This is a genomic window from Haloferax chudinovii (assembly GCF_042663345.1).
In the GTDB taxonomy this organism is placed as follows: domain Archaea; phylum Halobacteriota; class Halobacteria; order Halobacteriales; family Haloferacaceae; genus Haloferax; species Haloferax chudinovii.
In genome coordinates, this window is the sequence record NZ_JBHTAB010000004.1 from 1 (window position 1) to 26669 (window position 26669).

Here is a 26669-nt window from a genome sequence, read left to right on the forward strand (position 1 = left end):
CGATTGCGTGGGCCTGTGGGCCGAGCGTCGGACGTGTTTGATATCGTGCGGCGCTGTATCCCCTCCCTACTCACTCGCTTCGCTCGTTCGTTGAGGAAGGGGCGCCTTAGCGCCTCAATTCAGGTAATCCCGCGACCCGACACTCGCATTTTTTCGACGCCGCGTCTCGAGCGACGGCATCTGGCAAGAGTGAGTCAATGTTGCCGGTTCCGCACCGCGGGCAGTCGAACATGCCTGCGGGTTGAACAGTTCGAACTCCCCGATAACCGCCGCGACGCTCCGTGTGGGCCACTCCCGCGTCGGCTCGAATCCCACGAGTTTAAGCGAGCCCCCCCGAAAAAAGGGTCAAGATGAGCACCGCTGTTCATCTCGACGAAATCACAAAACGGTTCCCCGGCGTCGTGGCGAACGACGACGTGGACCTGACCGTCGAGCGCGGCACGGTGCACGCACTTCTGGGAGAGAACGGGGCCGGCAAGACGACGTTGATGAACATCCTCTACGGGCTCTACGAACCCACCGAGGGGACCGTCTACGTGGACGGGGAACCGCGGGACTTCGACTCGCCCGCGGACGCTATCGACGCCGGAATCGGTATGATTCACCAGCACTTCATGCTGGTCGACCCCATGACGGTCGCCGAGAACATCGTCCTCGGCAACGAACCGCGCAAGTGGTTCGGCACGACCGTCGACCGGGAGCGCGCGCGCCAAGAGGTCATCGACCTCTCGAACCGATACGGATTCGACGTGAACCCCGACGACGCCATCGAGGACGTGAGCGTCGGCGTTCAACAGCGCGTCGAGATTCTGAAAGCACTCTACCGCGGGGCCGACATCCTCATTCTGGACGAACCCACCGCGGTCCTCACCCCCCAGGAGGTCGAAGAGCTGTTCCGCGTCTTCGAGGAGCTGACCGCCCAGGGGAAGACGATTATCTTCATCAGCCACAAACTCGGGGAGGCGATGCACGCCGCCGACGACATCACCGTCCTCAGAAACGGCAAGAACGTCGGCACCGTGAAGGCCGACGAGACGTCAAACGAGGAACTCGCCGAGCTGATGGTCGGCCGCGAGGTCCTCCTCGAACCGAAGGCCGAACCGCAGGAACCGGGCGACGAGGTGGTCGCGGTGCGGAACCTCTCGGCGGAGGACAACCGCGGCATCCCCGCCGTCTCCGACGTGTCGTTCGACATCCGCGAGGGCGAGGTGTTCGGCGTCGCCGGCGTCGACGGCAACGGCCAGTCGCAGTTGGTCGAGGCCATCACCGGCCTGCGGACGCCGACCGAGGGCTCGATTTCCTACAAGGGCCGGGACGTCACCGACGCCTCGCGCCGCTCCCGCATCGACGACGGGATGGCGTACATCCCCGAGGACCGACACGAGCGCGGGCTCGTGATGGACTTCGACCTCGTCCAAAACGGCATCCTCGGGAGCCAGCACAGCCCGACGTTCGCCGCCGACGGCCGGATACACTGGTCCGACGCGCGCGACCACGCGGAGCGAATCATCGACGAGTACGACGTTCGACCGCCGCACGCCGACGCCGACGCGGAGTCCTTCTCCGGCGGCAACCAGCAGAAGTTCATCGTCGGCCGCGAGCTCGAACGCGAACCGGACCTCGTCGTCGCCACCCACCCGACCCGCGGCGTGGACATCGGCGCGATGGAGTTCATCCACGAGCGGCTCTTGGACCTCCGAGCGGAGGGGAAGGCGGTTCTCCTCGTCTCCTCGAAGCTCGACGAAGTGCAGGGCCTCTCGGACCGCCTCGGCGTCATGCACGACGGCGAACTCATGGACATCGTAGACCCACGCAACACCACCGAAGAAGAGATCGGCCTGCTCATGGCCGGCGAACGCCCCGACGCCGACGCGACCGACGCGGAACCGCCCGTGGGTGACGCCAAATGAGCGCGGCCGAGAACGCGAAGGCCGTCCTCCGCCGGCTGACGGCCGCCTCCGCGACCGAGCGCATCCTCATCAGCTTCGCCGCGCTCGTGCTGGCCGTGCTCGTCGGCGCGGTCATCATCCTCGTCTCCGGCCGTATCACGACGTGCCAGACCGCGGCGACGACGCTGTTCGGCACCGGCTTCTGTTACGACCCCGTCGAGGTGTACCTCGTGCTGTTCAACGGGGCGCTCGGCGAGCCGTTCCTCCTGAACGACCCCGCGCTGTTCAACCCCAACTGGAACCCGCTGAACTTCGGGTTCGCGCTCACGCTCAAGGAGACGACGCTCCTGGTCTTCACCGGCCTCTCGGTCGCCGTCTCCTTCCGGGCAGGCCTGTTCAACATCGGGACGCAGGGCCAACTCGTCCTCGGCGGTCTCGCGACGGCGCTGTTTTCGCTCTTCGTCGCGCCGTTCCTGCCGTCCGGCCTCGTCGGCGGCCTCGTCCTGATTCCGCTCGCCGTCGTCGTCGGCACGCTCGTCGGCGGCCTCTACGGCGCGATTCCGGGCGCGCTCAAGGCCTACGCCGACGCCAACGAGGTCATCACGACCATCATGCTGAACTTCATCGCCGCGCAGATCGCGTTCGTCCTCGTCAGCGAGTTCTTCTCCAACCCCGACTCGCAGGTCGTCGAGACGACGCCGCTTCCCAGTTGGGCGACGCTCCTCCCGGTGGCGTTCCCGCAGGGGGGCGACTTCTCGGTTCTCGCGCTCGCGTTCGGCCTCGCGCTCGTCGTCGGCGTCTGGTTCCTGCTCGAACAGACCTCCTTCGGGTACGACCTCCGGACGAGCGGCGAACAGCCCGAAGCCGCCGAGTACGGCGGCGTCGACGCAAAGCGAACGACCGTCACGAGCATGTTCCTCTCGGGCGCGCTCGGCGGCATGGGCGGTGCCATCTGGGTGCTCATGGTCATGGGCAAGTGGCAGGCCGGCGTCCCCTCGCTCGGGTTCGACGGCATCACCGTCTCCATCCTCGCGGGGAACAACCCGTTCGGGGTCGTCCCGGCGGCGCTCCTGTTCGGGACGCTCAAATCGGGCTCCCTCGCGGTCCAGTTCGGGACCGGCGTCCCGAAACAGCTCGTCGGCGTCCTCCGCGGTCTCATCATCCTGTTCGTCGCGATGCCCGAGTTCTTCCGCATGCTCGGCTCCGCCATCGACCTCGAACCGGACCGCGAGACCGTGGCCACGGACGGCGGCGCTCTCGGAGGTGACGACGAATGAGTACGACCACCATCGACCGACTCCGCGACACCGAACTGTCTTACAGAGCGACGCTCGCCGGCGGGGCGCTGAGCGTCTTTCTGCTCATCGCACTGCTCGGCCTCGTCTTCCCGAGCAGTATCTGGGGCAATCTCCTCGGCATCCTCACCAGTCGGAGCACGCTCTCGTCGGCGCTCCGGCTTTCGGTGCCAATCACCTTCGCCGCGCTCGGGGGTATCTTCTCCGAGAAGGCCGGCGTGGTGAACATCGGACTGGAGGGACTGCTCATCATCTCGGCGTTCACCGCGGTCATCACGACGGCTGTCGTCGGCCCCGAGATGACCGTCGTCGGCCTGCCGGCCATCTGGATCGGCTTCTTCGCCGGCATCCTCTCGTCGGTGCTGTTCTCGGCGCTGTTCGCCGTGGTCTGCATCCGATTCAAGGCCGACCAGATTATCGCCGGCCTCGCCGTCTGGCTCATCGCGCTCGGTCTCGCGCCGTTCGCGGCGACCGTCTACTACGGCGGCGTCAACACCGATAACCTCGGGACGACTCTCGGGACGTGGACGATTCCCGTCCTCTCGGACATCCCGTTTTTCGGCGCGTTCTTCGACGCCGACCCCGCGGTGTACATGATGCTCGTCGCGGTCCCGGCGTCGTGGTACGTCCTGAACCGCACGGCGTTCGGCCGCCACGTCCGCGCGTCCGGCGAGAACCCGAAGGCGCTCGACACCGTCGGCGTCGACGTGAGCCGCGTCCGCTACGCGGGCGTGCTCCTCTCGGGGTTCCTCGCCGGCATCGGCGGCTCCGCGCTGTCGCTCGGCCTCGGTCAGTTCGTCGGTAACAACCAGACGATGGTCAACGGGAAGGGCTTCATCGCCATCGTGGCGTTCCTCTTCGGGAACTACAACCCCGTCGGCGCGTTCGGCGCGTCGTTCCTCTTCGCGGGGCTGGAGGCCGCCCAGATTCGCCTCCAGCAGGTCCCCGGCTACGGCGTTCCCGACTCGCTCATCCAGACGATTCCGTACGTGACGGTCCTCGTCGTCCTCGCGCTCGTCGGTCGCACCCGCATCCCGGCCGCGTCGGGCGAACACTACGACACCGGCGACGACAACCGCTGAGCGACCCGGAACCCTCGCGTTTCCGTTCTCTCCGTTCCCCTCTCTCTCAGCCGAGCGTCGCGTCTCGGCGGGAGCGGTTCCCGCCGGAGTCGCCCCCGCGCGGTCGGTGCGGGAGTAAAGAGTTTTCAGCCCGCGATATGGAGGTGATACCATGTCCACAGACGAGAACGACACCGCCGAGGAGTCCTCGGCGAGCCCACGGACCCAGTCCGTGGACGTGGTGGTCGTCGGCGCGGGAACCTCCGGCTGTTACGCCGCCGCCACCATCGCGAACGCGGGCTACGACGTGACCATCGTCGAGCGAAAGCCCGCGGAGGAAGCGGGCCACATCGCCTGCGGCGACGCCCTGAAGGGCGCGGACGCCTTCCCCGAGGCGATTCCGAAGTCGAAAATCGAGCCCGCGTTCACCAACACCGAGGTGGACCACGGCCGCTTCGAGATTCCGCAGGAGGACACCGTCCTCGACATCCCGGTCCCCGGCGAACTCGCCGTCATCGACCGCTGGGAGTACGGTCGACTCATCATCGAGGGCGCGGAGGAGGCCGGCGCGGAACTCCACTACGACACGGTCGTCCAAGACGTGACGCAGGACGACGACGGCACCGTCACCGGCATCGTCGGCAAACACGACGGCGAGGTCGTCGAGTACGACGCCGACATCGTCATCGACGGCGCGGGCTCGCTGTCGCTCCTCCAAGATAAGGTGGACTTCTCCGAGACCACCTTCGACACGAACGTCTCCTACACGCACTTCTCGTCGGCGTACCGCGAGGTCGTCGAGGTCCCCGACCCCGTCGAGTGGTCGGACGCGCTCGTGTTCAAGCCCGCCGAGGTCGCCGCGGGCTACGTCTGGTACTTCCCGCGGACGGAGACGACCATCAACGCCGGCCTCGGCTTCCAGATGACAGAAGAGCCGATGAAGCTCGTCGACGACCTGAAGCGGGACCTCCGCGAGCGCCCCGAGTTCGAGGGCGCGGCGGTCGTCGACAAGCTCGGTGCCGCCCTCCCGACCCGCCGCCCCTACGACTCGGCGACCGCGCCGGGCTACATGGCCGTCGGCGACGCCGCGGCCCACGTCAACCCGACGACCGGTGGCGGCATCGCCGGCGCGGCCTACGCCGGGAAGTACGCCGGCGAGCAGGCCGCTATCGCGCTCGAAGCGGGCGACGTGAGCGAGGAGACGCTCTGGCGCTACAACCAGCGCGTCATGGACCACTTCGGCGGCCGCTACGCCAGTCTCGACGTCTACAACATCCTCTCGACCGCCGTCGACGTGGACGACCTGATGGGCCTCATCGCCTCCATCCCCGGCGAGAAGCTGGCGGAGGCGCTCTACTCCGGGACGACCTCGTTCGGCCCGGTGCTCCTCGCGCAGACCGCGGCGTCGAGTTACGGCCACTGGAGCCAGATTTACGAGTTCTTCAAAGTCAAGCGCCTCGCCGACGACCTGCTGGCTCACTACGGCCGCTATCCGAGTCGGCCGAGCGCCCTCGAAGGCTGGAAAGTCGAGCGGGACCGCATCATGGACGACATCTACGAACTCACCGGCGCGGACCCGAAGTACTGACCTCGGTCTCCCCCGCGGACGAGACGCCTCGGAACTCGAACCGCGCCCCGCCGTCTCTGCCGGTCGTCGCCGCCACCTCCCAGCCGTGGGCGTCGGCGACGCCGGCGACGATGGCGAGGCCGAGGCCGGTCCCCTTCGTATCGGTGCTGTAGCCCGACTCGAAGACTCGTTTTTGTTCTTCCGGCGGGATGCCGGGGCCGTCGTCTTCGACGAAAAAACCGTCTTCGAGCGGGCCGACGCGGACGTTGACGCCCGGCGTCCCCCCGTCGGCGTCGGCCACCGCCCGGCGGCCACCCGCGCCTGCCGGGCTCGTTTCGGCGGCGGACGACTGGTCGCTCCGAACGCCGTGTTCCACAGCGTCGCCGGGAGCATCCCGGCGGCTCGTCGAGCCGTGTTCCACGGAATTCCGAAACAGGTTCTCGAAGACGGCGGTGAGTCGGCCCCGGTCGGCGAGCAGTCTCGCGTCGGCCTCGACGGTGAGCCCCGACGCCCCGAGGCTGGTGTTCGTCACCGCGTCGGCGGCCACGGTGGCGAGGCTGACGGGCTCGACATCGCCGACTGACTCGCCGACGCGGGCGAGCTGGAGCACGTCCTGAATGAGCGCTTCCATCCGGTCGTGGGCCTCGGCGACCGTCGAGAGGTGGTCGGTCCCGTGGCCCTCGCGGGCGAGTTCGAGTCGCATCTGGGCGACGTTCAGCGGATTGCGGAGGTCGTGGGTGACGACCGACGCGAACTGGTCGAGCCGCTCGTTGCGGCGGCGCAGGTCCGTCTCGCGGGCGTCGCGGTGGGACGACCACCGGACCGCTCCGACCACGAGCGCGACCGAGCTGACGAGGAGCATCCCGTCCTCGAAGACGAGCGTGACCGCCTCGGGCTGGGTGACGAGCTCGTCGACCGCGTCGGTGACGGCGTAGACGGCGAACAGCGCGGTCCCGGCGTACAGCGGCCGCCAGACCGCCTGCACGTCGCGGACGCCGCCGACGACGAACGCGCCGGCGAGGGGAATCGGAACCAAAAGCAACTCCACGGCGAACCGGAGCCAGCGAACCTCGGGGCTGTCGGGGAAGACGGCGACTTGGACGACCGCGACGCCGACGGCGATGCCGACGACTGCGAGACCCGGACGCAGGTCTGCGTCTTCGGTCGATTCACCTCCAACGAGCCCCATCGCTGGCGGCTATGCACGGGGGAGACAAATAACCGCTGGCGGTTACCGCAGGGGGATTCGGGCGAGCGCGCGCCGCGTCCGACGGGGTGAGACCGCCGGAGGGCGCTCGAACGGAGCGCTCGGCGCGTTTCAGTAACCGTTGTCTCTCGTCTCAGGGGCGCTCGGCCGCGATTCGCTCGACGCTTCCAGCGAGCACGTCGACGGCGATTCGAATGGTCGTCTCGTCCACGTCGAACGTCCGGGTGTGGTGGCCGCCGGGGTGGTCCGTGCCGACGCCGACGTAGGCCGCGAGGCCGCCGCGGTCCTGGACGCGTTGCATGAGGTACGTCGCGTCTTCGCTCCCGCCGAGTTCGTCGCGGTCGAGGATGGAGGTGACGCCCTCGACGCCCTCGCTCACGCCGCCGACGATGGCCGCGAGCGCGTCGTCGCTCCGGGCGCTCGGGGCTTTGCCCTCGACGTTAATCTCGACCTCGCAGTCGTGCATGGCGGCGGCCGACTCGATGACGGTGTGGGCGCGGCCCTCGACGTACTCCATGAGGTCGGTCGTCGCGCCGCGCACCTCGCCTTCGATGAACGCCTCCTCGGCGACGATGTTCGTGGCGGTGCCGCCGCCCATCAGACCGACGTTGACGCGGGTCGCGCCGTCCGAGTGCCGGGAGATGCCGTAGAGGTTCTGGGTGGCCGTCGCGGCCGCGAGGTTCGCGTTCTTCCCTTCCTCGGGCTTCGCGCCCGCGTGGGCCGGCGCGCCGGTGAACTCGGCGCGGAAGTGCGAGACGGCGAGGAAGCCGTCGATGCCGCAGACGACCTCGCCGGTCGGGTGGTCGAGACCGACGTGGAGCGCGAGCAGGTAGTCCACGTCGTCGAGGTGGCCGCCCTCGGCGACGGCCTTGCCGCCGGCGACCTGTTCCTCGCTCGGTTGGAAGAACAGCTTGAACGTCCCCTCGAAGTCGGAGTCGATGACGGCGTCGAGGACGCCGAGCCCGATTGTCGCGTGGGCGTCGTGCCCGCAGGCGTGCATGAACCCCTCGTTCTCGGAGCGGAAGCCCTCGGCGGCCGGGAGGTGGTCGTCGGCCTCGGACTCGGGGATGGGGAGCGCGTCGATGTCGACGCGGAGGCCGACGGTCGGCCCCTCGCCGCGTTCGACGACCGCGACCGCGCCGGTGTAGCCGCCGGCGAGTCGCTCGAGCACGTCCTCGCGCGCGCCGGCCTCGCGGGCCCGCTCGAACCACGCGTCGAGCACGTCGTCGTCGGGGACGGCCATGCGCTCGTCGGCGTCGAGCGTCTCCGGGCCGACGTAGAGCGCGTCGAGGTCGCGCGTCTCCAGTTCGTCGACGAGGCGGGCGGTGGTGTAGAACTCGCACCACGCGGGTTCGGGGTGGCGGTGCAGGTCGCGGCGAAGCGAGACGAGGTCGTCCATCGTCGCTCGGTGGCTCATGTCTGGACTCTTTTGCCCCGGCGATGATAAACGCTCCCGACGGTTCGTGACCGAGAAACGCAACTTTGGAAGAAATAGTTGGAGGAAATTCGTGCCTATTATATATAACAGTCAATCTCTGACAAACGATGCCAGAAGAACCGGACATCGAGCTCAGTTTCCGTGGCGGGCGCCTCGTGAGCGCCCTGCCCATCGGCCTGTTCATCGCGTGGGCGATTTTCCAGAGCGGTATCCTCGGTATCGGCGATACGACCGGCCTCGTTGCGGGGATGCTGACAGGACTCATCGCGGGACTGCTGTTCGTCCGGGGAGACTGGAAGGACTACGCGGACGTCATCTTCGCCGGCATGACCCGCCGGGTCGCCGCGACCGCGGTCGTCGCGTGGCTCTGGGCGGGCATGTTCGCCGAGACGATTCAGGTCGGCGGCTTCGTCGACGGCCTCGTCTGGGCGGCCACGGTCCTGAACGTCGGGCCGGGGCTGTTCCCGGCGGTGACGTTCCTGCTCGCGGCGCTGTTGGCGACCGGCATCGGTACCGGGTACGGCACCGCAATCGCCTTCACGAGCCTCGTCTTCCCGGCGGGGCTCCTCCTCGGCGCGAACCCCGTGTTGCTGTTCGGCGCGATTCTCTCCGGCGCGGTGTTCGGGGACAACCTCGCGCCCGTCAGCGACACCACCATCGTCTCCGCGGTCACGCAGGACGCCGACATCGGCGGCGTCGTCGCGTCCCGCGTGAAGTACGCCGTCGTCGCGGCGGCGCTCGCAATCGCGGCGTATCTCGTCGCCGGCTTCGGAATCCCCGGCGTCTGGGGCGGGATGCCGCACGTCGACGTCGCCGGCGAGGTCTCGGCGTCGGTGTCGCCGTGGGGGCTCGTCCACCTGCTCGACATCGCCGTCGTCATCGTCCTCGCCGTCCGCGGCCGGCACATCATCGAGGCCGTCTCGTGGGGCCTGCTCCTCGCGGCGGCGTTCAACGTCGCGCTCGGCGCGGCGAACCTCGTGGACGTGTCGGCCGGGAGCATGCTCCTGTTCAGCGCGCCGCAGAACGGCCTCACGCAGGCGGTCGAGGCGCTTCCGCTCCTCGGTACCGTCGTCGAGACCGTCCCCGCGGGACAGGTCGGCGTCGGCGGGAGCGTCTACTCCGGCGCGGCCGGCTTCTTCCCGCTTATCGTCCTGACGCTCTTGCTCGTCGCTGGCGCGGAAATCATGCGCGCCGGCGGCGGCTTCGACGCGATTCAGGAACTCGTCATCGACCGCGTCGCCACGACGGTCCGCCGCGCGGAGACCACGATGGTCGTCGGGACGGCGCTCGTCAACGCGACGGTCACCATCAACACGGCGGCCGAAATCGCCATCGCGCCCTACATCGCCACCCTCGGCAAGCGCTTCAACATCAACGGCTACCGCCGCGCCAACATCCTCGACGCCAACACCTCGGCGCTCGGCTACATCTTCCCGTGGGGCGGCGGCCTGCTCGCCGGCTACGGGGCCATGCAGGGGCTCGTCGGCGGCGAGGCGACGCCGTGGTTCACGGCGGATATGCTCGTGAACCCCGCGTCCGTCTTCCCCTACGTCTTCCACGGCTGGTTCCTCGTGGCGGTGTTCCTCTTTGCCGCGTGGACCGGCTACGGCCGCGAGTACGTCTCCGACCGCACGAGCGAGGAGGTGAGCCGCGTATGAGCCGCCTCGACAAGCTCTTGGTCGGCTGGACGTTCCGCACCGCGACGCCGACGTTCGAACCCGGCGAGGTCATCACGGCCTACGTCAGCGAGCGCAATGGCGACGGTCTCACCGTCCGCGTCGGCGACTCGGTCATCCGGGTCGAAGACGGCGGCGACGCGGCCGTCGAAGACAAGGTTCGGCTCGAGGTCACGTCGTTCGACGCGACCAATCACGTCGGTACCGGCGACGTGGTCGAACTGCTCGGGCCGGACGCCTGAGCGACCGCAGAGACCGGAGGAAAAGCGCAGACCAACGTCTTCGTTCGCGCTCCGCGACCGCCGTCAGCGGCGGTGGCCGAGCGGCTTTTTTTGTTCGACTTCGACTTCGAGGTGGACGCTGTCGGGGAACTCCTTGAGGCCGACCTCGCGGGCGATGTGGTCCGCGCCGTGGATTTCGAGGCGACGGGTGTACACGGGGTAGGACCACGACGAGAACTGGTCGCCGGGCTGGAGCGTCCGGTACTGCGGGACGCTCACCTGTTTCGGCTGGTCGGCGTGGGGGCCGCGACACTCCGCGCCCTTCCGCTCGACGAACTCCTTGAGGTCGCCGACCACTCGGTCGAGGACCGCCTTATCACCGCTTTGGAAGGTGAGTTTCGTGACGAAGGTCATAGCTGGGTACTACTGCTTGTTGCACGCTCCGACGGTAAAAGCGCATCTACACGAACCGGTGACTCGGGGCCCCTCGCCCCGAATCCCGAGTGAAAAACCGTGCGAACGCGCTACAGCCTCCGATACCCTCTTAAAGGGTGGCACGTTTATTTCGGGTAATGGCAGTCGAAGCGGTCAGCGCTGGAGCCATTCTCTTCCGCGACACCCGCGGCCGGAGGGAGTACTTACTCCTGAAGAGCCGTCCCGGGGACTGGGAGTTCCCGAAGGGCGGGGTCGAAGGGGACGAGGAGCTTCAGCAAACGGCAATCAGGGAGGTCAAAGAGGAGGCGGGAATCCGAGATTTCCGTCTCATCGACGGCTTCCGCGAGGACTACAGCTACGTCTTCGAAGCGAACGGTACGACGATTCACAAGACGGTCCACCTCTTTATCGCGCGCTCGTTCGAGGCGTCCGCGGAGCTCTCGACGGAGCACCGCGACCTCCAGTGGCGCGACTACGAGCAGGCCATCAACACCATCACGCAGGACGGCCCCCGCGAGATATTCGAGCGCGCCCACGAGTTCCTCGACGAGCTCGCCGCGAAAAACGAGGGCGAACACAAGTACCTGAAGTAGCGTCGGTCGGTTCGGCCGACGCCCGAGACGCGACACCTGCGAGCGACAGCGCCGCGATTCGGCGCGGGCGGCGACACCCGCGGCGTCGTCGGGCCCCACACCGAAGCCGCCCGACCGAAACGCCTTCGGCTCCCCGCCGCGACTCCCGGTCGTGAGCGACGCCGACAGCGACCGCGACCCCGAGTTCGCCTTCGAGCTACGGGTCTGCCGCTGGGCCGAGCGCACGTGGCACCCCGACGGCCCGCGCCCCGCGTTCGTCGCCCGACAGCTCGGCACCCGAGAGCGCCGCTGGGACACCGTCGTCGTCGAGGTCGACCCCGAGGCGTTCGCCGCCCGGCGCGCCCTCTCGGCCGACGGCTTCGACTCGGACCTGTTGCGCGTCGTCCGCCACGCGCCCGCCGAGTGGGCGTGGTACAGAGACGCCGTCCCCGAACCCGACTTCCCGTGGCGACACGTCGTGCCGGCGGTCCACCGCGCCGCGGGACTCGGGCTTGTCGAGAAACGTCGGGGGTCGCGGAACCGCGTCGAGTACCGACGGACCGCGCCGTACCCCGACTGGGTCGAGCGCGTCGTCGCCATCGAGAACAAGCCGGACCTCGACGCCAGCGCCGCCCGCGCGCTCGCCGACCAACTCGAACACGACGTGTCGCGGGCGCTCGCCGACGAGGTCTGGGTCGCCACCGAGGTGACGGGGCGACGGGTCGAACCCGCCCTGCTGGAGGACCTCCCGGTCGAAGTCGGCATCCTCGGCGTCGACGGCGACTCGGCGGAGGTGCTGTGGCACCCGAGTTCGCTCTCGCCCGACCCGGCGGACACCCGACGGCGACTCGTCCTCGCCGAGCGCGCCTACGACCGCGGCTGGCGGAACTACGTGGACACGATGCGACCCGACTGCCGACAGTTCGAACTCGCTCGGCGCGGCCGGGCGCTCGTGCCCCGGTGCGCCGCGAAAGACTGCTATCAGAGCCAGCGCGAGTGCGCGCACTCGTGTCCGTCGTTCGAGCCAGAACCACCGGCGTGGCGGATGAAGGGCTGGCCCATCGAGGGTGGCCCCGGCAAGGGCGTCCGCCGGATTCTGGAGGCGCGCCGCGAGCGCGAACGAGACCGCGCCGAGCGCGGCAGTGAGAACGCCTAACTTCGCGCCCCGCTGACCGAGCGATATGGAACGATTCCAGAACACGCGACTGCCGGACTGGGACTGGTGGGGGAAGCTCTGGCCGACGCCGGGCGAGACGCTTCGGGACCTCGGACTGTCGGCGGGCGACACCGTCGCCGAAATCGGCTGTGGAAACGGCTACTTCGCGTTGCCGGCGGCGCGAATCGTCGCGCCGGCCCCGGTGTACGCGGTCGACCTCGACGACGGACACCTCGCGGAACTCGACCACCTCGCCGACCAGCAGTGCATCGACAGCGTGGTGTCGGTCCGCGGCGACGCCCGCGAGCTATCGACGCACCTCTCGGACCCCGTCGACGTGGCGCTGTTCGCCAACGCGTTCCACGGGGTCGACGACCCCGACGAGTTCCTGACGGAAATCGAGTCGGTCCTCGCCGACGACGGCCGGTTCGTCGTCGTCAACTGGCAGCCGCTCCCCCGAGCGGAGACGACCGTCGCCGGCGAACCGCGCGGCCCGCCGACCGACCTGCGGCTCGGTCCCGCGGAGACCGCGGCGATGGTCGAGAACGCGACCGACCTCGCGGTGACGGCGGAAATCGACATCCCGCCGTACCACTACGCGCTGGTGTTCGAGCGGCGCGAATAGAGGCGGCGGCGGCGGGCGGTTAGACGACCTCCACGTCGACCTCGTCGCGCTCGACGGCGAGGCGGAACGTGGGGACGGTCCGGTAGACGACCTCGATAACGCCCTTGCGGCGGAGGCTCTGGAGCGCCCGGCGCACGTCGTCCACGTCGGGGTCGATGTCGAACTCGTCGCGGAGCTTGTTGAGGACGCTGACGACGCTCTCGGAGCGCTCGTCGGGGCCGGCGACGACCTCGAAGACGCGGGCTTCGAGCGAGGGGACGCGGATGACGCTCGGCACGGATTCGGCGTCGTCGCCGCCCTCGACGCCGGGTTCGACGCCGACGAGCTCGGCGGCCTCGGCCGTCGCGCGGATGAGGCTGTTGTCGTCGCGGTAGTAGTAGTCTTTCAGCTCGGATTCGAGGTATCGGTGGACCTCGCTTCCGCTTTCGAGGTCCCAGCGGTTCTGTAACTCCTTGTTCTTCGTCGGCTGGAGCCGGACGATGTCGGCGAGGCGTTCTTTCGCCTCGTCGGAGAGCGTCATATCGGTGGATTCGACGGACGGGGTATAACGTTGTTCTGGATTCTTCAGCGCGACCGCGAAACGTTAATTATTATCCCTGTGCCTTGCGTCGCCCCGAGTATGAGCTGGGACACCCTCCGACTCGACTGGGACGGCGACGTGGCGACCATCACCATCGACCGCCCCGAGCAGATGAACGCGCTCAACGCGGACACGCTCGACGCGCTCGAAGACGCGCTCGACGAGGCCGAAGACGGCGACGCGCGAGTGGTCGTCCTCACCGGCGCGGGCGACAAGGCGTTCATCGCGGGCGCGGACATCGGCTACATGAAAGACATCGGAACGCCCGCCGCACAGAACTACGCCGAGCAGGGCCACCGCATCGCGGCGCGCTTGGAGGAGCTCTCCGCGCCGACCGTCGCGGCCGTCAACGGCTACGCCTTCGGCGGCGGCATGGAACTCGCGTTGGCGTGTGACCTCCGGGTCGCCTCCGAGCGCGCGCTCTTCGGGCAGACCGAAATCGACCTCGGTATCATGCCCGGCTGGGGCGGGAGCGTCCGCCTGCCGGCGCTCGTCGGCGACGAGGTCGCGCGGCGGCTCATCTTCTTCGGCGAGCGTATCGACGCCAGCGACGCCCACGAGTACGGCATCGTCGGCGAGGTCGTCGCCCACGACCAGCTCGAATCGCACGTCGAGGAGCTCGCCGCCGAGCTCGCGTCGAAGCCGCGACACGCCCTCGCGGGCGCGAAAGCCGCCATCAACATGTCCCACGACGCGCCGCGAGACGCCGCGCTCGACTTCGAGACGCGGGTCTGGAGCGGCCTGTTCGGCACCCACGACCAGCGCGAGGGGATGGACGCCTTCCTCGACAAGCGCGACCCCGACTTCGAATAGAACCCGACTGAGAGGCCGTTCTCCGGTGGTGTCGGTCGATTAGCCTCACCGATTCCACATCGTTGCCATGCTAGCACGGCTCCTACAACTGCTAATACGCTCCCTGTATAATTAACAATCGTGAAAGAATCAATCACGCTCGGTCGCGTCGAATCCCGCCTCGAAGACCTCTCGTACCCGGTCTCGCGCCGGGACGCCGCGACCTCCCTCGACGGTGTGACGGTGCTCATGGCCGACGGGAACGCCGACCTCGGTGAGTTAGTGCGGAACTGCCTCCCGGCCGAGTTCGCCGACGCGAAGGACCTGTACTACGAACTGAACAACGCGATGCCCATCGAGGCGCTCGGCGAACCGGGGCAGTCCGACGGCGACGCCTGAACCGCCGTTTCCCGCCGGCTTTTTTGAGCGCTCACCCCGTGAGCGCGGCGCAATCCTGACGCTTAAGTCCCTCAAGCGGTAGGACGTACTATCATGGAGTTTTGCGACGACTGCGGGTCCCTGATGACGCCGCAAGACGGCGTCTGGGTCTGTCCGAACGGCCACGAGAAAGCGCGCGACAGCGAAAAGGAGAAGTCCATGGTCACGACCGAGGGCCAGGAATCCAGCGAGGTCGTCGACATGTCCGACGTGGACAACGCCGACATCGGCCCGACGACGAAGGCCATCTGTCCGAAGTGCGGCCACGACGTCGCGCGCTACGAGATGAAGCAGATTCGCTCGGCCGACGAGTCCGAGACGCGCTTTTTCACCTGTGTCGAGTGCGACCACAAGTGGCGCGAAGACGACCACTGAGCGACTCGCCTTTTTCAGCCCTCCGTCCGTAACGCGGGGTATGGCCGACGCGCTCGCTCCGCCGACCCTCCCGCCGCTCGAGGGGTGGGTCCGCGTCGACGACGCGACCGACCGCCCGTTCGAACTCGGCCCCGTCAGCGTCGTTGCCCGGACCGTCGTCTACGAGGACGCCGACATCCGCGAGCGCCTCCCGGCGACCGCCGACGGCCCGTGGCGCTTTCTGTTCGCCAGCCGCCTCGAAATCCGGCCGCAGACGCCGCCGTCGAAGTCGCTGACGACCCTCGTCGGCAAGCGCGCGAGCGCCGGTTTCCGGTCGCGCCTCGAAGCCCGCGGCTTCTCAGACGTCCGGCGCGTCGAGTCGCGGACGCTCCGGGTGCGGGTTGGCGGCGGCGACGAGACCGACTCCGCCGACGGCGAGTCCGGTTCCGCCGGCGCGGAGACCGAAGCCGAGGCCGACGTGATTCGCTACGCCGCGAGCGTGGAACTCGCGGGCGTGGAACTCGCGGCCGACGCCTACCTCGCGGTGACGCCGGTCGACGGCGAGTTCCTCCTGACCGGCGGCGCGTACCCCCGCGAGGTCCGCGCCGGCGACGGGGAGACGGCGGCGGCGCTCCGGGAGGCGCTCGACCCGGAGCGATTCAGAGAAGAGCTGTTTCGCGTGATTCGCGGGGTCGGATGAGGCGACGCAGTCGAGCTGAACGGGGAACGGGAACTGGCCCGCCCGCGTCGGACTCCTTCACTCGTTGCGGGCGAACACGAGGTAGCCGGTGTGGCCGACGCCGGCGGTCGAGGGGCGCGACCCCCGGTCGTTGAAGTCCATCCGTCGCTGAATCGTCTCGAACGTCTCCACGTCCGACAGGCCCGCCTCTCTGGCGGCTTCGACGGCCGCGCGCGTGCCCTCCACGAACGGGGAGTAGACGGCGACGTAGCCGCCGGTCGCGAGCAGGTCGGGCGCGTGGCGGACGACCTCGGGCGCGTTCTCGGTGTCGAGGGTGAGCGCGTCGAACGCCGCGTTCGCGAGGTCGTCGACCTCGTCGGTGATGTCCCCGGTGCGAACGTCGACACGGTCTTCGACGCCCGCGAGTCGCATGTTCTCGCGGGCCACGTCGGCGAACTCGGCGTCGCGTTCGAACGTCGTCACGTCGACGCCGAGACGACCGAGGTACGCCGAGAGGACGCCCGTGCCGGTCCCCGCGTCGAGGACGCGCTCGCCGGCCGCGATGCCCGTGTGGCCGACGATGAGGCCGATATCGCGCGGCATCATCGGCGCGCCGGTGCGCTCGAAGTGGTTGAAGAGGTCCGGGCCGCGCGGCTCGCGGACGAGGAACGCCTCGCCGATGTGGGTTTCGAGCGTCTGGCCCGCCTCGACGTCCTCGGGGACGGTGAGCATCCCGAGGTCGGTGTGAAGCTCGTCGCCGGGCGCCCGGAGGTACTCCCGGTCGCCGTGGACGAGGAGTATCACTCCAGTCGCGCGATGGCCGCGGCGAGGTCGCCGTCTTCGGCCGCCAGCGCTTCGCGGGCCTCGTCCTCGGGGACGCCGGCGCGCTGGGCCACGATGGCCACGTCGTCGGCCGGGATGGCGTCGTCGGCCTCGTCGGCCTCGACGGCGTCAGCGGACTCGTCGCCGCCGTCGTCACCGGCACCGAGTTCGCGCGTCTCTGGCTCGCCGACGATTTGGTACGTCTCCTGGCCCTGCGCGTCCATGCGCGTGACCTGGGCGTCGCTGAAGACGAGTTCCTCGTCGGCCGTCTTGATGACGACTTCCTCGGCATCGAGCTCCGTCACGTCGATGCCCATCTGCTTCATCATCTGCTTCATCTTTCGCGGGTTCATCCCGCCGCCTCCAAACATACCCGAAGGGTCGGGGTGGGCGCTCAAAAGCGTGGCGAACGTCGGTGCGCGGCGGTCGGCGCGCGGGCCGGCGGTCGCCCGCTACTCGACCCGCGTGCTGACCGCGAGGCCGTTTCCGACCGGGAGGACGATGGTCTCGTATCGCGGGTCGGCCCGCACCGCGTCGAGGAACGCCGCGATGCCGCGGGTGTCGGCGTCGGCCCCGTCGAGGGCCTCGCCCCGCCCTTCGCTCCAGTCGGTGAGCGCGCCGAAGTCGAGCGGGCCGCGCATCACGTTGTCGGCGACGACGACCCCGCCGACCGCGACGCGGTCGGAGACGAGGTCGAACGCCTCGGCGTAGCGGTGTTTCTGGTGGTCCAACAACACGAGGTCGAACTCGCCGTCGACGCCCTCGAACAGGTCGACCGCGTCGCCTTCGAGGAAGGTCGTCCGGTCGGCGAGCCCGGCGCGGTCGAGGAAGTCCCGCGCCATGTCGAGTTCGTGGGCGTCGTGTTCGGTCAGGTACAGCTCGGCGTCGTCGGCCATCCCCTCGGCGAACCACGTCGCGGAGTAGCCGAAACCGGAGCCGAACTCGAACAGCCGGGTCGCGTCGGCGAGGTGCGCGAGGACGCGGAGCACGCCGCCCGCCTCGGGACCGATGATGGGAAAGCCGTGCTCGTCGGCGTAGGCGGCCATCTCGGCCTGCACCGCGTCGTGTTCGGGCGCGGTCGCCGCGAGGAACCGCCGCGTCTCGTCGGTCACGATATCCATGGCGAAGCAGGGCGCGCGAGGGACATAAAATCGGTCGCCGCGGCCGCGTTTCGCGGAGACTGCCGTCACTCTCACGGTCGTCGCGCTCGCGGTCGGCGACGGCGACCGCTGTTCGCTGACCCGCGTACGCTTAAGTAGAGTCAAATCCCATCTTCGACCATGTTTGATCCCGACGAGCTCGAAGAGATTCGGGAGGCGAAAGCCGAGTGGGAAGACGAGACGCTGGGGCCGACGCTCGACCGCTTCGGGGAGCGGAAAGACGAGTTCACCACCGACACGGGCGGCAACGTCGTCGAGCGGCTCTACACGCCCGACGACGCCGACGTGGACTACGACGAGGACGTGGGCTTCCCGGGTGAGAAACCGTACACGCGCGGGGTGTATCCGACCATGCACCGCGGGCGGCTCTGGACGATGCGGCAGTACGCGGGCTTCGGGACGGCCGCCGAGACGAACGAGCGGTTCCGCTACCTCATCGACAACGGCTCGTCGGGGCTGTCGCTCGCGTTCGACCTGCCGACGCAGATGGGCTACGACTCCGACGCGATGATGGCCGCCGGCGAGGTCGGGAAGTCGGGCGTCGCCATCGACAGCCTCGACGACATGGAGACGGTGTTCGACGGCATCGACCTCGGCGACGTCTCCACGTCGATGACAATCAACGCCCCGGCGGCCGTGTTGCTGGCGATGTACGTCGCCCTCGGCGACAAGCAGGGCGTCCCCCGCGAGGAGCTTCGCGGCACCATCCAAAACGACATCATGAAGGAGTACATCGCGCGGAACCTCTACATCTTCCCGCCGGAGCCGTCGATGCGGCTCATCACGGACATCTTCGAGTTCTGCGCGGCGGAGACGCCGAAGTTCAACACCATCTCCATCTCCGGCTACCACATCCGCGAGGCCGGCTCGACCGCCGCCCAAGAGGTCGCGTTCACCCTCGGCAACGGCATCCAGTACGTGCAGGCCGCGGTCGACGCCGGCCTCGACGTGGACGACTTCGCCCCGCAGTTGTCCTTCTTCTTCAACGCCCACAACAACATCCTCGAAGAGGTGGCGAAGTTCCGCGCCGCCCGGCGGATGTGGGCGAAAATCATGGAAGAGCGCTTCGACGCGGAGAACCCGAAGTCGATGCAGTTGAAGTTCCACACCCAGACCGGCGGGTCGACGCTCACCGCTCAGCAGGTCGAGAACAACGTCGTCCGCGTCGCCTATCAGGCGCTGGCGGCCGTCCTCGGCGGCACGCAGTCGCTCCACACCAACGGGAAAGACGAGGCGCTGTCGCTCCCCACCGAAAAGTCGGTCCGGACGGCGCTCCGCACCCAGCAGATTCTCGCCCACGAGTCGGGCGCGGCGGACACCATCGACCCGCTGGCGGGGAGTTACTACGTCGAGGCGCTGACCGACGACATCGAAGACGAGGCGTTCGACCTGCTCGACGAGGTGGACGACCGCGGCGGCATGCTCGACGCCGTGAAAAACCAGTGGGTCCAGCGGGAGATTCAAGACGTGGCCTACGAGCGCCAACGCGAGATAGAGGAGGGCGAGCGCGTCATCGTCGGCGTCAACGAGTATCAGGTGGACGAGGAGCCGACCGTCGAGGTCCAAGAGGTCTCCGAGGAAGAAGAGCGCAAGCAGGCCGAGTCGCTCGAAGCCCGGAAAGACGACCGCGACGAGGAGGCCGTCGAGGCCGCCCTGGCTGACATCCGCGCCGCCGCGAACGGCGACGAGAACCTCCTCCCGCTCATCGTCACGGCGGTCAAGGCCTACGCGACAGTGGGCGAGATATGCGGCGTCCTCCGCGAGGAGTTCGGCGAGTACGAACCCGGGATGGCCTGAATCGGCCCCGCGGCTCGGAGGCGACCGACGTCTCCGACCGCCGTTCGCCCGTGCAAACTGTTCACATAATCTATACTTTCACCCGGCTAACCAGTTTTATTATCACCCCGCGAGTGTCCACAACCGAGGCTTATGATGCCGTTTACTGGATTCTAAACCCGTCACACGCCCGGCCGCCGTCTGTCGGCGCGAGGTTCGCGCCACCAGTCGCTCGGTTTTTCGAGTAGCGGCGGCCGTCGCGTTGCGGGGCTCTTCGACCGGAGAGCCCCCGGTATCGCATCCGATTGTCCATTTCACCAGACGAATGTCACGACAACGCTCCCGAGACAGTCGTACCGGCTCCGACTATCACCCCTCGCATCACCGCCCCGCGCCCTCGCTCGCGACGCAGGCCGTCCTGCTCGCCTCGATGGCCGCGGTCGTCGCGGTCGTCACCTATCCCGTGGCGTCGCTCGCAGTCGCCGTCACCGTCGCCGCCGTCGTCGCCGTCGCCCGCGTCATCGTCACTCGGGCCGACCGCTCGATGCTGACGGTCGACGTGCCCGGCGTCCCCGTCGAGGTCACGGTCGCCCGGACCGCCCGGGACTGAGACACGACCCGACGCCGCAAATCCACGCCGACCCCGCTCGCGCACCTCCGGTCTGCACACCCCCCGGCCACTCGCCCCTCGCGTCCCGCTCTTGACGCGCCCTTCCGCGCTCCGTTCCGCTCCCTCCCGACTCGCTTCGCTCCGGCCCGTCACTCACCGGGTTCGAGAAACCGACCCCGAAGCCACCGAGCGACCGCCACGACGAGTATCGCTTCGAGGTAGCCGAAGACGGCGAGCGCCGGGTAGAACACCGCCGTCTCGCGGACGCCGAACTCGTTGGCCGCGAGCGTGTCGAAGAAGAAGGCGGCCGCCAGCGCGGGGAAGTCGAGGACCCAGATTTCTATCGGCACCACGCCGACGAAGCCGACCGCCCACACGACCGCGAGCGCGGCGAAGACGGCGAGCGTGGCCCGGGCCGTGGCGAGTCGGGCGACCCCGCGTGCGAGCCGCCGGGGGTCGCGGGCGGCGCGTCGGGTCGTCGGCGTCATCGTCGGCTCACGCCACGTCGGCGTTCGACTCGGACGCGGGTTCCGCGTCGGCGTCGGAGCCGCCGACGAGTGTGACGGCGGTCCCGTAGGCCAGAATCTCCGCCGCACCCTGCGCCACCTCGGCGGTCACGTACCGGACACCGACGACGGCGTCGGCACCCATCGCCTCCGCCTCGGCGACCATCCGTTCCGTCGCCTCGTCGCGCGCCTCGGCCATCAGCCCGGTGTAGGACTTGAGCTCGCCGCCGACGATGTTTCGGAGGCCTTGCGTGATGTCGCGGCCGACGTTCCGGGCGCGAATCGTGTTCCCGCGGACGGCTCCCAGCGTCTCCTCGATGTCGCGGCCGACGACCGACTCGGTTGTGGTTACTATCATGACAAGAATATCGAACCGTCTGGGTTTATCCGTTGCGCCCGACGAACTGGTGGCATGCATTTCGACCACGTCGGAATCGCCACGCCCGACGCCGCCGGGCTGGCCGCGCTGTTCGCGGAGCTGTTCGACGCGCCCGTGGCCCACGAGGAGACGTTCGACGGCATGTCGGTCGTCTTCCACGAACTCGAAAACGGCTACTTCGAACTGCTCGAACCCCACGAGGAGGGCGCTATCTCGAAGTTCCTCGACAAGCGCGGCGGCGGCATCCACCACGTCGCCATCGAGACCGACGACATCGAGGGCGCACTTCGGACCGCCGAGGCCGCCGGTGTCGACCGCATCGACGAGGAACCGCGCCCCGGCGCGTGGGGCCACGAGGTCGCCTTCTTACATCCGAAATCCACGGGCGGCGTCCTCGTCGAGTTCGTCTCGCACTGAGCCATGACGGGCTCTCCTGACGACGTGGCTGACGACACGACCGCCACCGACGGCTCGGTCGAGCGCGGCGACGACCCCGCCGCGAGCGGTTCCGACTCCGACGACGGGGGCCGCGGGTTCGCCGGGCCGATGCGCGACTGGCTCTCCCACCGGGTCGCCGCGACGCCCGAGCGACAGGCGCTCATCCACGCGCCGACCGGCGACTCGTGGACCTTCCGCGAACTCGACGCGCTCGTCGACGAGACCGCCGGCCAGCTCGCCGCCCTCGGCGTCGAGGCCGGCGACCACCTCGGCGTCGTTCTCGACCCCGGCGTCGACTACGTCCGCCTCATCCACGCCGCGACGCGGCTCGGGGCCGTGCTCGTCCCCCTCGGCGACCGACTCACCGCCGACGAAATCGGTCGCAACGTCGAACTCGCGGACGTGACCACGCTCGTCTGCGGCGAGTCCACCGAATCGACGGCAATCGAGGCCACGACCGACGTGCCCGTCGTCTCCGTGGACGACCCGCGGTGGGAGGGCGTCATCAACCTCTCGTCTATCGCGCCGAAGCGGGTCGAACCGGCGGGCTGGTCCCTCTCGGAGACCATGCTTCTGCTTTTCACCTCGGGGACGACCGGGACGCCCAAAGCGGTGAAACTCACTATGGGAAATCTGCTCGCGAACGCCGTCGCCGGGGCGTTCCGACTCGGCGTCTCGCGCGACGACCGGTGGCTCGTCACGCTCTCGTTGCACCACATGGGCGGCATCGGCCCGATTCTCCGCGGCCCGCTGTACGGGACGACCGTCGTCCTCCGCGAGGGGTTCGACGCCGGCGGCGCGGCCGACGACATCGGCAAGTACGACGTGACGGGCGTCTCGCTCGTGCCGACGATGCTCAAGCGGATGCTCGACAGCAGGGGGACGCTCTCGGACTCGCTCCGCGTGGTGCTCCTCGGCGGCGCGCCCGCCCCCGACGAACTCGTCGAGCGCTGTCGGAACTACTCGGTGCCGGTCCACCCGACCTACGGCATGACCGAGACGGCGTCGCAGGTCGCCACCGCGACCCCGCGAGAGGCGTTCGCCGACGTGGGGACCGTCGGGCGGCCGCTCTACTTCACCGACCTCCGGGTCGTCGACGAGGACGGAACTCCCGTCGAACCCGGCACGCCGGGCGAACTCGTCGTCTCGGGACCGACGGTTTCGCCCGGCTACTACCGGGACCCCGAGGCGACCGCCGACGCCTTCACCTCCGCCGGCCTCCGGACCGGCGACATCGGCTACCGCGACGACGACGGCCTCCTGTACGTCCTGAACCGGAAGGACGACCGCATCATCACCGGCGGCGAGAACGTCGACCCCGGCGAGGTCGCGGCGGTCCTGCGGGACCACCCCGGCGTCGGCGACGCCGTCGTGCTCGGCGTCTCCGACTCCGAGTGGGGCGAGCGCGTCGCCGCCCTCGTCGTCCCCGCGGACCCGGAGAACCCACCGGACGACGACGACCTCGACGACTTCTGCCGCGAGCGACTCGCCGGGTTCAAATGTCCGCGACTGGTCGCGACCGCGGACGAACTCCCGCGGACCGTCTCGGGGACCGTCGACCGCGAGGCGGTCCGCGAGCGACTGGTCGCGGCCAAGCCCGTCACGGAGGCCGAACCGGAGCGCGCGGCTGATTACGACGACGACAACGACAGCGACGACGACGACGACGACAACGACGACAACGACACCGACTCCGACGAGGTCGGGACCGACGCCGGCGAGGCGACGCCCGCGAGCGACACCGACGGGGAGGCCATCGACGACGCCGAGGACGACGCGGCCGTCGGAGACGCCGACCGCGACGAAGCCGACGACGGTGAGGCGAGAGCCGACGGAGACGAACACGGCGACGCCGAGAGCGCGGAGGGCGACGACGATACCGATGGCGGCGACGACAGCGACGACGGTGACGGCACCGATGGCGGTGACGGCACCGACGAACTCGCTCCCGACCGCGACGAGTGAATGAACGCGCCCGCGGGTGACGCCAAATCCACAGCCCGCGTCTCGGCGCGTCGTTTCCAAACAATCATTATGTTTTACCACAAGAGGATACTATGGTAGGTGCTACCAACCAGACGCTTCGGCCGTTCCTGTGGCGCGCGGGCAAGCTCTATCCCGACCGCGAAATCGTCTCTCGGACCGCCGAAGGGCTGGAACGCTACACGTACGCGGAGTACGAGGGACGCGTGGCACAGCTCGCGGGGGCGCTTTCGGACGCCGGCATCGGGGACGGCGACCGGGTGGCGACGTTCTGCTGGAACCACAATCGACACTTCGAGACGTACTTCGGCGTGCCGTCGATGGGCGCGCAGTTGCACACCATCAACCCGCTTCTGCCCGACCACCACATCCAGTACATCGTCGAGAACGCGGCGGACCGAATCGTCTTCGTGGACCCGTCGCTCGCGCCGAAACTCGCCGGCGCGGTCGACGAAGACGCCTTCGACTCCGTCGAGCAGTTCGTCGTGATGGCCTCCGCGGTGCCGGACGACGTGGGCCTGTCCCCGGTGACGGACTACGAGTCGTTCATCGCCGACGCCCCCGACGAGTACGACTGGCCGGACCTCTCGGAGGACCAGCCGGCGGGAATGTGCTACACCTCGGGGACGACGGGCCAGCCGAAGGGCGTCGAGTACTCCCAGCAGATGCTGTGGGCACACACGATGGCGACGCTCCCCGAGTCCGGCCTCGACATCGGCGCGGAGGACGTCATCATGCCGGTCGTCCCGATGTTCCACGTCAACGCGTGGGGCCTGCCGTTTTCGACGACCGCGGCGGGCGCGAAACACGTCTATCCCGGCCCGTCGCCGACGCCCGAAGACCTCGCGAAACTCATCGAAGAGGAGGGTGTGACGATGACCGCGGGCGTGCCGACGGTGTGGCTCGGCCTGCTCGACTACCTCGACGAGCACGACGCGGACGTCTCGTCGCTCGAACGCATCATCATCGGCGGGTCGGCCGCACCCAAGTCGGTCATCCGGCGGTTCGACGAGGAGCACGACGTGGACGTGCTCCACGCGTGGGGCATGACGGAGCTGTCGCCGGTCGGGACGGTCGCCCACCTCAAGCCGGGGATGGACGACCTCCCCGCCGAGGAGCAGTACGAAAAACGCGCCAAGCAGGGCCTGCTCGCGCCGGGACTGGAGATGCGCGTCGTCGACGACGACGGGAACGAGGTCCCGTGGAACGGCGAGGAGTTCGGCGAACTGTGGGTGCGCGGCCCGTGGGTGACGACCGAGTACTTCGAGCGCCCCGACGCGAACGAGGAAGACTTCGAGGGCAACTGGCTGAAGACCGGCGACGTGGTCACGGTGGACGAAGACGGCTACGTCCAAATCGTCGACCGGGCGAAAGACGTCATCAAGTCCGGCGGGGAGTGGATTTCGTCGCTCGAACTGGAAAACAGCATCATGGCCCACGACGACGTCGCTGAGGCGACCGTCATCGGCGTCCCCCACGAGCGCTGGCAGGAGCGCCCCGTGGCGTTTATCGTCCCGAAGAGCGGTGCCGACCGAGACGCGCTGAAGGCCGAACTCGTCGCGCTCGTCGAAGACGAGTTCCCGAAGTGGTGGGCCCCCGACGAGGTCGTGTTCATCGACGAGGTGCCGAAGACCGCGACCGGCAAGTTCGACAAGAAGGTGCTCCGCGACCAGTACGACGACTCGTCACTCATCGAGGGCAAGACCCCCGACACGGAGGCCCCGTCGGACGAGTGAGCGTCGGGACGACCGGATATTCTAACGAAAAACAAGTTTGAAGTTTATACTGGTTCCATACACTATTTTTACTGTACAATGCTATGGCATGGTATGGAACTTCTCGACGACACCATCGTGCCCGAACACGCCCGCGACCTCAAGCAGGAGGCGCGGGAGTTCGCCGAGGCGCACATCGACCCGGTCGCGGCGGACTACTACGAGTCCGGCGAGTACCCCCACGAGGTGCTCCAAGCGGGGATGGACGCGGGGCTCGTCGCACAGGACATCGCCGAGGAGTACGGCGGGAAGGGCTTCGACCTCCAGCAGATGCTCGCCCTCTCCGAGGAGTTCTACCGCGCCGACGCCGGCATCGCGCTGACGCTCCAGCTCGCCTCGTTCGGGTGCGAGATTATGGAGGACTACGGGAGCGAAGAACAGAAGGAGACGTGGCTCCGCCCGGTCGCGGAAAACGAGCAGATTTCGGGGCTCGCGGTCTCCGAGCCGCAGACCGGCTCCGACATGGCCGGCATGGAGACGACCGCCGAGAAGACCGAAAACGGCTACGTCCTCAACGGCGAGAAGTACTGGGTCGGCAACGCCGTCGAGGCCGACTGGCTGACGGTGTACGCAAAGACCGCCGACACCGACGACCGCTACTCGAACTACTCGATGTTCGTCGTGCCGACGGACACGCCCGGCTACGAGGCCGAGCACATCCCCGAGAAGATGGGCATGCGCGCGTCCAAGCAGGGTCACATCGTCTTCGACGACTGCGAGGTGCCCGAGGAGAACCTCATCGGCACCGAGGGCGGCGGCTTCTACATGCTCGCGGACTTCTTCAACCACGGCCGCGTCGTCGTCGGCGGCCACAGCCTCGGTCTCGCGGCCGCCGCCATCGAGGAGGCGTGGGAGTTCGTCCACGACCGGCAGGCGTTCGGGCGCAACGTCTCGGAGTTCCAGGCGGTCCAGCACATCCTCGCCGACATGCGCATGGAGTTCGAGGCGGCGCGCGCGCTCAACTGGCGCGCCGCCGAGAAGGTCGCAAACGGCGAGGACGCCGGCTTCTGGGCGGCCGCGGCCAAGACGAAGTCGACCGAGACGGCGGTCGACGTGGCCGAACGCGGCATGCAACTCCACGGCGGCCGGTCGGTCCTCAACGAGTACAAGATTTCCCGAGTCTACCGCGACGCGCGCATCCCGGTCATCTACGAGGGCGCAAACGAGATTCAGCGCAACCTCATCTACCGGCAGGGCGCGCTGTGAGGCGTGCGCGTCGCGGCCCGCAGAACTGA

Annotated in this window: 28 protein-coding genes; 19 read left to right on the forward strand and 9 right to left on the reverse strand. The window is 68.5% G+C overall.

The annotated features are described in order from the left end of the window. The first annotated feature begins 350 nt into the window (after window positions 1-350). The 4 genes from ACFQI8_RS09130 (at window position 351) to ACFQI8_RS09145 (ending at window position 5833) form a co-directional block, all read left to right on the forward strand. Entirely contained in the window at window positions 351-1910 is a 1560-nt protein-coding gene (locus ACFQI8_RS09130) for an ABC transporter ATP-binding protein (protein ID WP_390244055.1), read from the forward strand. After that, on the forward strand, window positions 1907-3166 hold the full coding sequence (locus ACFQI8_RS09135) for an ABC transporter permease (RefSeq protein WP_390244056.1): 1260 nt from the start codon (window positions 1907-1909) through the stop codon (window positions 3164-3166). Before ACFQI8_RS09130 ends, ACFQI8_RS09135 begins: the two co-directional genes overlap by 4 nt. After that, a complete protein-coding gene (locus tag ACFQI8_RS09140) occupies window positions 3163-4266 on the forward strand; it encodes an ABC transporter permease (protein WP_390244057.1) in 1104 nt (367 codons plus the stop codon). The genes ACFQI8_RS09135 and ACFQI8_RS09140 overlap by 4 nt, the downstream gene beginning before the upstream one ends. A gap of 151 nt (window positions 4267-4417) precedes the next feature. Further along, window positions 4418-5833: a geranylgeranyl reductase family protein gene (locus ACFQI8_RS09145; RefSeq protein ID WP_390244058.1), complete on the forward strand. Its 1416-nt coding sequence runs from the start codon at window positions 4418-4420 to the stop codon at window positions 5831-5833. On the opposite strand, the gene ACFQI8_RS09150 is transcribed toward ACFQI8_RS09145, so the two are convergent. Both ACFQI8_RS09150 and ACFQI8_RS09155 read right to left on the reverse strand, forming a co-directional pair. Then, entirely contained in the window at window positions 5808-7001 is a 1194-nt protein-coding gene (locus ACFQI8_RS09150) for a sensor histidine kinase (RefSeq protein WP_390244059.1), read from the reverse strand. The two genes, ACFQI8_RS09145 and ACFQI8_RS09150, sit on opposite strands and share 26 nt — an antisense overlap. Window positions 7002-7152: 151 nt before the next feature. Continuing rightward, on the reverse strand, window positions 7153-8436 hold the full coding sequence (locus tag ACFQI8_RS09155; protein ID WP_390244060.1) for an amidohydrolase: 1284 nt from the start codon (window positions 8434-8436) through the stop codon (window positions 7153-7155). 128 nt (window positions 8437-8564) lie between these two features. Here ACFQI8_RS09155 and ACFQI8_RS09160 point away from each other — a divergent pair, with 128 nt between their 5' ends. Beyond that, complete coding sequence (locus ACFQI8_RS09160; protein ID WP_390244061.1) at window positions 8565-10115, forward strand: Na+/H+ antiporter NhaC family protein; 1551 nt, start codon at window positions 8565-8567, stop codon at window positions 10113-10115. Beyond that, the gene (locus ACFQI8_RS09165) at window positions 10112-10375 is read left to right on the forward strand and encodes a DUF7513 family protein (protein ID WP_390244062.1); all 264 of its coding nucleotides are present in this window, start codon (window positions 10112-10114) and stop codon (window positions 10373-10375) included. Before ACFQI8_RS09160 ends, ACFQI8_RS09165 begins: the two co-directional genes overlap by 4 nt. 63 nt (window positions 10376-10438) lie before the next feature. Here the strand turns inward: ACFQI8_RS09165 and ACFQI8_RS09170 are convergent, their stop codons facing one another. Further along, a complete protein-coding gene (locus ACFQI8_RS09170) occupies window positions 10439-10768 on the reverse strand; it encodes a 30S ribosomal protein S10 (protein WP_390244063.1) in 330 nt (109 codons plus the stop codon). Window positions 10769-10926: 158 nt separating this feature from the next. Between ACFQI8_RS09170 and ACFQI8_RS09175 the strand changes: the two genes are divergently transcribed. The 3 genes from ACFQI8_RS09175 (at window position 10927) to ACFQI8_RS09185 (ending at window position 13142) form a co-directional block, all read left to right on the forward strand. Further along, entirely contained in the window at window positions 10927-11382 is a 456-nt protein-coding gene (locus ACFQI8_RS09175; RefSeq protein WP_390244064.1) for a bis(5'-nucleosyl)-tetraphosphatase, read from the forward strand. Window positions 11383-11533: 151 nt separating this feature from the next. Then, the gene (locus ACFQI8_RS09180; RefSeq protein ID WP_390244065.1) at window positions 11534-12517 is read left to right on the forward strand and encodes a DUF5787 family protein; all 984 of its coding nucleotides are present in this window, start codon (window positions 11534-11536) and stop codon (window positions 12515-12517) included. A 25-nt stretch (window positions 12518-12542) separates the two neighbouring features. Beyond that, a complete protein-coding gene (locus ACFQI8_RS09185; protein WP_390244066.1) occupies window positions 12543-13142 on the forward strand; it encodes a class I SAM-dependent methyltransferase in 600 nt (199 codons plus the stop codon). 19 nt (window positions 13143-13161) lie between these two features. Here the strand turns inward: ACFQI8_RS09185 and ACFQI8_RS09190 are convergent, their stop codons facing one another. Beyond that, window positions 13162-13662 carry a DUF5797 family protein gene (locus tag ACFQI8_RS09190; RefSeq protein ID WP_390244067.1) on the reverse strand — a complete coding sequence of 167 codons (501 nt, stop codon included), beginning with the start codon at window positions 13660-13662 and terminating at the stop codon, window positions 13162-13164. 99 nt (window positions 13663-13761) lie between these two features. On the opposite strand from ACFQI8_RS09190, the gene ACFQI8_RS09195 reads away from it, so the two are divergent. From ACFQI8_RS09195 to ACFQI8_RS09210, 4 genes are all read left to right on the forward strand, one after another. Further along, the gene (locus tag ACFQI8_RS09195) at window positions 13762-14535 is read left to right on the forward strand and encodes an enoyl-CoA hydratase/isomerase family protein (protein WP_390244068.1); all 774 of its coding nucleotides are present in this window, start codon (window positions 13762-13764) and stop codon (window positions 14533-14535) included. A 120-nt stretch (window positions 14536-14655) separates the two neighbouring features. Then, window positions 14656-14913 carry a hypothetical protein gene (locus tag ACFQI8_RS09200; RefSeq protein WP_390244069.1) on the forward strand — a complete coding sequence of 86 codons (258 nt, stop codon included), beginning with the start codon at window positions 14656-14658 and terminating at the stop codon, window positions 14911-14913. Window positions 14914-15006: 93 nt separating this feature from the next. Beyond that, window positions 15007-15327, forward strand: a complete 321-nt coding sequence (locus ACFQI8_RS09205; RefSeq protein ID WP_008574128.1) for a transcription factor S — start codon at window positions 15007-15009, stop codon at window positions 15325-15327. Between the two features lie 40 nt (window positions 15328-15367). Continuing rightward, window positions 15368-16006, forward strand: a complete 639-nt coding sequence (locus ACFQI8_RS09210) for a DUF6517 family protein (RefSeq protein ID WP_390244070.1) — start codon at window positions 15368-15370, stop codon at window positions 16004-16006. Between the two features lie 57 nt (window positions 16007-16063). On the opposite strand, the gene ACFQI8_RS09215 is transcribed toward ACFQI8_RS09210, so the two are convergent. The 3 genes from ACFQI8_RS09215 to ACFQI8_RS09225 all read right to left on the reverse strand — a co-directional run bounded on the left by ACFQI8_RS09215 (window position 16064) and on the right by ACFQI8_RS09225 (window position 17928). Beyond that, window positions 16064-16789 carry a methyltransferase domain-containing protein gene (locus tag ACFQI8_RS09215; RefSeq protein ID WP_390244071.1) on the reverse strand — a complete coding sequence of 242 codons (726 nt, stop codon included), beginning with the start codon at window positions 16787-16789 and terminating at the stop codon, window positions 16064-16066. Continuing rightward, window positions 16786-17178, reverse strand: a complete 393-nt coding sequence (locus ACFQI8_RS09220) for a nascent polypeptide-associated complex protein (protein WP_390244072.1) — start codon at window positions 17176-17178, stop codon at window positions 16786-16788. The genes ACFQI8_RS09215 and ACFQI8_RS09220 overlap by 4 nt, the downstream gene beginning before the upstream one ends. A gap of 81 nt (window positions 17179-17259) precedes the next feature. Next, the gene (locus ACFQI8_RS09225) at window positions 17260-17928 is read right to left on the reverse strand and encodes an O-methyltransferase (RefSeq protein ID WP_390244073.1); all 669 of its coding nucleotides are present in this window, start codon (window positions 17926-17928) and stop codon (window positions 17260-17262) included. Window positions 17929-18087: 159 nt separating this feature from the next. On the opposite strand from ACFQI8_RS09225, the gene ACFQI8_RS09230 reads away from it, so the two are divergent. Both ACFQI8_RS09230 and ACFQI8_RS09235 read left to right on the forward strand, forming a co-directional pair. Further along, window positions 18088-19764, forward strand: a complete 1677-nt coding sequence (locus tag ACFQI8_RS09230) for an acyl-CoA mutase large subunit family protein (protein ID WP_390244074.1) — start codon at window positions 18088-18090, stop codon at window positions 19762-19764. A 304-nt stretch (window positions 19765-20068) separates the two neighbouring features. Further along, the gene (locus ACFQI8_RS09235) at window positions 20069-20353 is read left to right on the forward strand and encodes a hypothetical protein (protein WP_390244076.1); all 285 of its coding nucleotides are present in this window, start codon (window positions 20069-20071) and stop codon (window positions 20351-20353) included. Between the two features lie 149 nt (window positions 20354-20502). Here the strand turns inward: ACFQI8_RS09235 and ACFQI8_RS09240 are convergent, their stop codons facing one another. Beyond that, window positions 20503-20841: a hypothetical protein gene (locus ACFQI8_RS09240; RefSeq protein ID WP_390244077.1), complete on the reverse strand. Its 339-nt coding sequence runs from the start codon at window positions 20839-20841 to the stop codon at window positions 20503-20505. Between the two features lie 7 nt (window positions 20842-20848). Continuing rightward, window positions 20849-21217 (reverse strand): YbjQ family protein, encoded by a 369-nt coding sequence (locus tag ACFQI8_RS09245; protein WP_390244079.1) that lies wholly within the window; start codon window positions 21215-21217, stop codon window positions 20849-20851. Window positions 21218-21271: 54 nt separating this feature from the next. On the opposite strand from ACFQI8_RS09245, the gene mce reads away from it, so the two are divergent. The 4 genes from mce (at window position 21272) to ACFQI8_RS09265 (ending at window position 26640) form a co-directional block, all read left to right on the forward strand. Beyond that, window positions 21272-21655 (forward strand): methylmalonyl-CoA epimerase, encoded by a 384-nt coding sequence (mce, locus tag ACFQI8_RS09250; RefSeq protein WP_390244081.1) that lies wholly within the window; start codon window positions 21272-21274, stop codon window positions 21653-21655. A gap of 3 nt (window positions 21656-21658) precedes the next feature. Beyond that, window positions 21659-23641 carry an o-succinylbenzoate--CoA ligase gene (menE, locus tag ACFQI8_RS09255; RefSeq protein WP_390244083.1) on the forward strand — a complete coding sequence of 661 codons (1983 nt, stop codon included), beginning with the start codon at window positions 21659-21661 and terminating at the stop codon, window positions 23639-23641. 92 nt (window positions 23642-23733) lie between these two features. Then, a complete protein-coding gene (locus ACFQI8_RS09260) occupies window positions 23734-25395 on the forward strand; it encodes a long-chain fatty acid--CoA ligase (RefSeq protein WP_390244085.1) in 1662 nt (553 codons plus the stop codon). A gap of 93 nt (window positions 25396-25488) precedes the next feature. Further along, window positions 25489-26640, forward strand: a complete 1152-nt coding sequence (locus ACFQI8_RS09265; protein WP_390244087.1) for an acyl-CoA dehydrogenase family protein — start codon at window positions 25489-25491, stop codon at window positions 26638-26640. Window positions 26641-26669: the final 29 nt, after the last annotated feature.

Excerpts from the sequence above, each read along its gene's own strand:
- ACFQI8_RS09130 (WP_390244055.1), top strand. The coding sequence starts at position 351 with ATGAGCACCGCTGTTCATCTCGACGAAATCACAAAACGGTTCCCCGGC.
- ACFQI8_RS09205 (WP_008574128.1), top strand. The coding sequence starts at position 15,007 with ATGGAGTTTTGCGACGACTGCGGGTCCCTGATGACGCCGCAAGACGGC.
- ACFQI8_RS09190 (WP_390244067.1), bottom strand. The coding sequence starts at position 13,662 with ATGACGCTCTCCGACGAGGCGAAAGAACGCCTCGCCGACATCGTCCGG.
- ACFQI8_RS09240 (WP_390244077.1), bottom strand. The coding sequence starts at position 20,841 with ATGACGCCGACGACCCGACGCGCCGCCCGCGACCCCCGGCGGCTCGCA.
- ACFQI8_RS09170 (WP_390244063.1), bottom strand. The coding sequence starts at position 10,768 with ATGACCTTCGTCACGAAACTCACCTTCCAAAGCGGTGATAAGGCGGTC.
- ACFQI8_RS09230 (WP_390244074.1), top strand. The coding sequence starts at position 18,088 with ATGTTTGATCCCGACGAGCTCGAAGAGATTCGGGAGGCGAAAGCCGAG.
- ACFQI8_RS09265 (WP_390244087.1), top strand. The coding sequence starts at position 25,489 with ATGGAACTTCTCGACGACACCATCGTGCCCGAACACGCCCGCGACCTC.
- ACFQI8_RS09235 (WP_390244076.1), top strand. The coding sequence starts at position 20,069 with ATGTCACGACAACGCTCCCGAGACAGTCGTACCGGCTCCGACTATCAC.
- ACFQI8_RS09245 (WP_390244079.1), bottom strand. The coding sequence starts at position 21,217 with ATGATAGTAACCACAACCGAGTCGGTCGTCGGCCGCGACATCGAGGAG.
- ACFQI8_RS09140 (WP_390244057.1), top strand. The coding sequence starts at position 3,163 with ATGAGTACGACCACCATCGACCGACTCCGCGACACCGAACTGTCTTAC.
- ACFQI8_RS09135 (WP_390244056.1), top strand. The coding sequence starts at position 1,907 with ATGAGCGCGGCCGAGAACGCGAAGGCCGTCCTCCGCCGGCTGACGGCC.
- ACFQI8_RS09220 (WP_390244072.1), bottom strand. The coding sequence starts at position 17,178 with ATGTTTGGAGGCGGCGGGATGAACCCGCGAAAGATGAAGCAGATGATG.
- ACFQI8_RS09155 (WP_390244060.1), bottom strand. The coding sequence starts at position 8,436 with ATGAGCCACCGAGCGACGATGGACGACCTCGTCTCGCTTCGCCGCGAC.
- ACFQI8_RS09165 (WP_390244062.1), top strand. The coding sequence starts at position 10,112 with ATGAGCCGCCTCGACAAGCTCTTGGTCGGCTGGACGTTCCGCACCGCG.
- ACFQI8_RS09195 (WP_390244068.1), top strand. The coding sequence starts at position 13,762 with ATGAGCTGGGACACCCTCCGACTCGACTGGGACGGCGACGTGGCGACC.
- ACFQI8_RS09145 (WP_390244058.1), top strand. The coding sequence starts at position 4,418 with ATGTCCACAGACGAGAACGACACCGCCGAGGAGTCCTCGGCGAGCCCA.
- ACFQI8_RS09150 (WP_390244059.1), bottom strand. The coding sequence starts at position 7,001 with ATGGGGCTCGTTGGAGGTGAATCGACCGAAGACGCAGACCTGCGTCCG.
- mce (WP_390244081.1), top strand. The coding sequence starts at position 21,272 with ATGCATTTCGACCACGTCGGAATCGCCACGCCCGACGCCGCCGGGCTG.
- ACFQI8_RS09225 (WP_390244073.1), bottom strand. The coding sequence starts at position 17,928 with ATGGATATCGTGACCGACGAGACGCGGCGGTTCCTCGCGGCGACCGCG.
- ACFQI8_RS09185 (WP_390244066.1), top strand. The coding sequence starts at position 12,543 with ATGGAACGATTCCAGAACACGCGACTGCCGGACTGGGACTGGTGGGGG.
- menE (WP_390244083.1), top strand. The coding sequence starts at position 21,659 with ATGACGGGCTCTCCTGACGACGTGGCTGACGACACGACCGCCACCGAC.
- ACFQI8_RS09175 (WP_390244064.1), top strand. The coding sequence starts at position 10,927 with ATGGCAGTCGAAGCGGTCAGCGCTGGAGCCATTCTCTTCCGCGACACC.
- ACFQI8_RS09210 (WP_390244070.1), top strand. The coding sequence starts at position 15,368 with ATGGCCGACGCGCTCGCTCCGCCGACCCTCCCGCCGCTCGAGGGGTGG.
- ACFQI8_RS09160 (WP_390244061.1), top strand. The coding sequence starts at position 8,565 with ATGCCAGAAGAACCGGACATCGAGCTCAGTTTCCGTGGCGGGCGCCTC.
- ACFQI8_RS09260 (WP_390244085.1), top strand. The coding sequence starts at position 23,734 with ATGGTAGGTGCTACCAACCAGACGCTTCGGCCGTTCCTGTGGCGCGCG.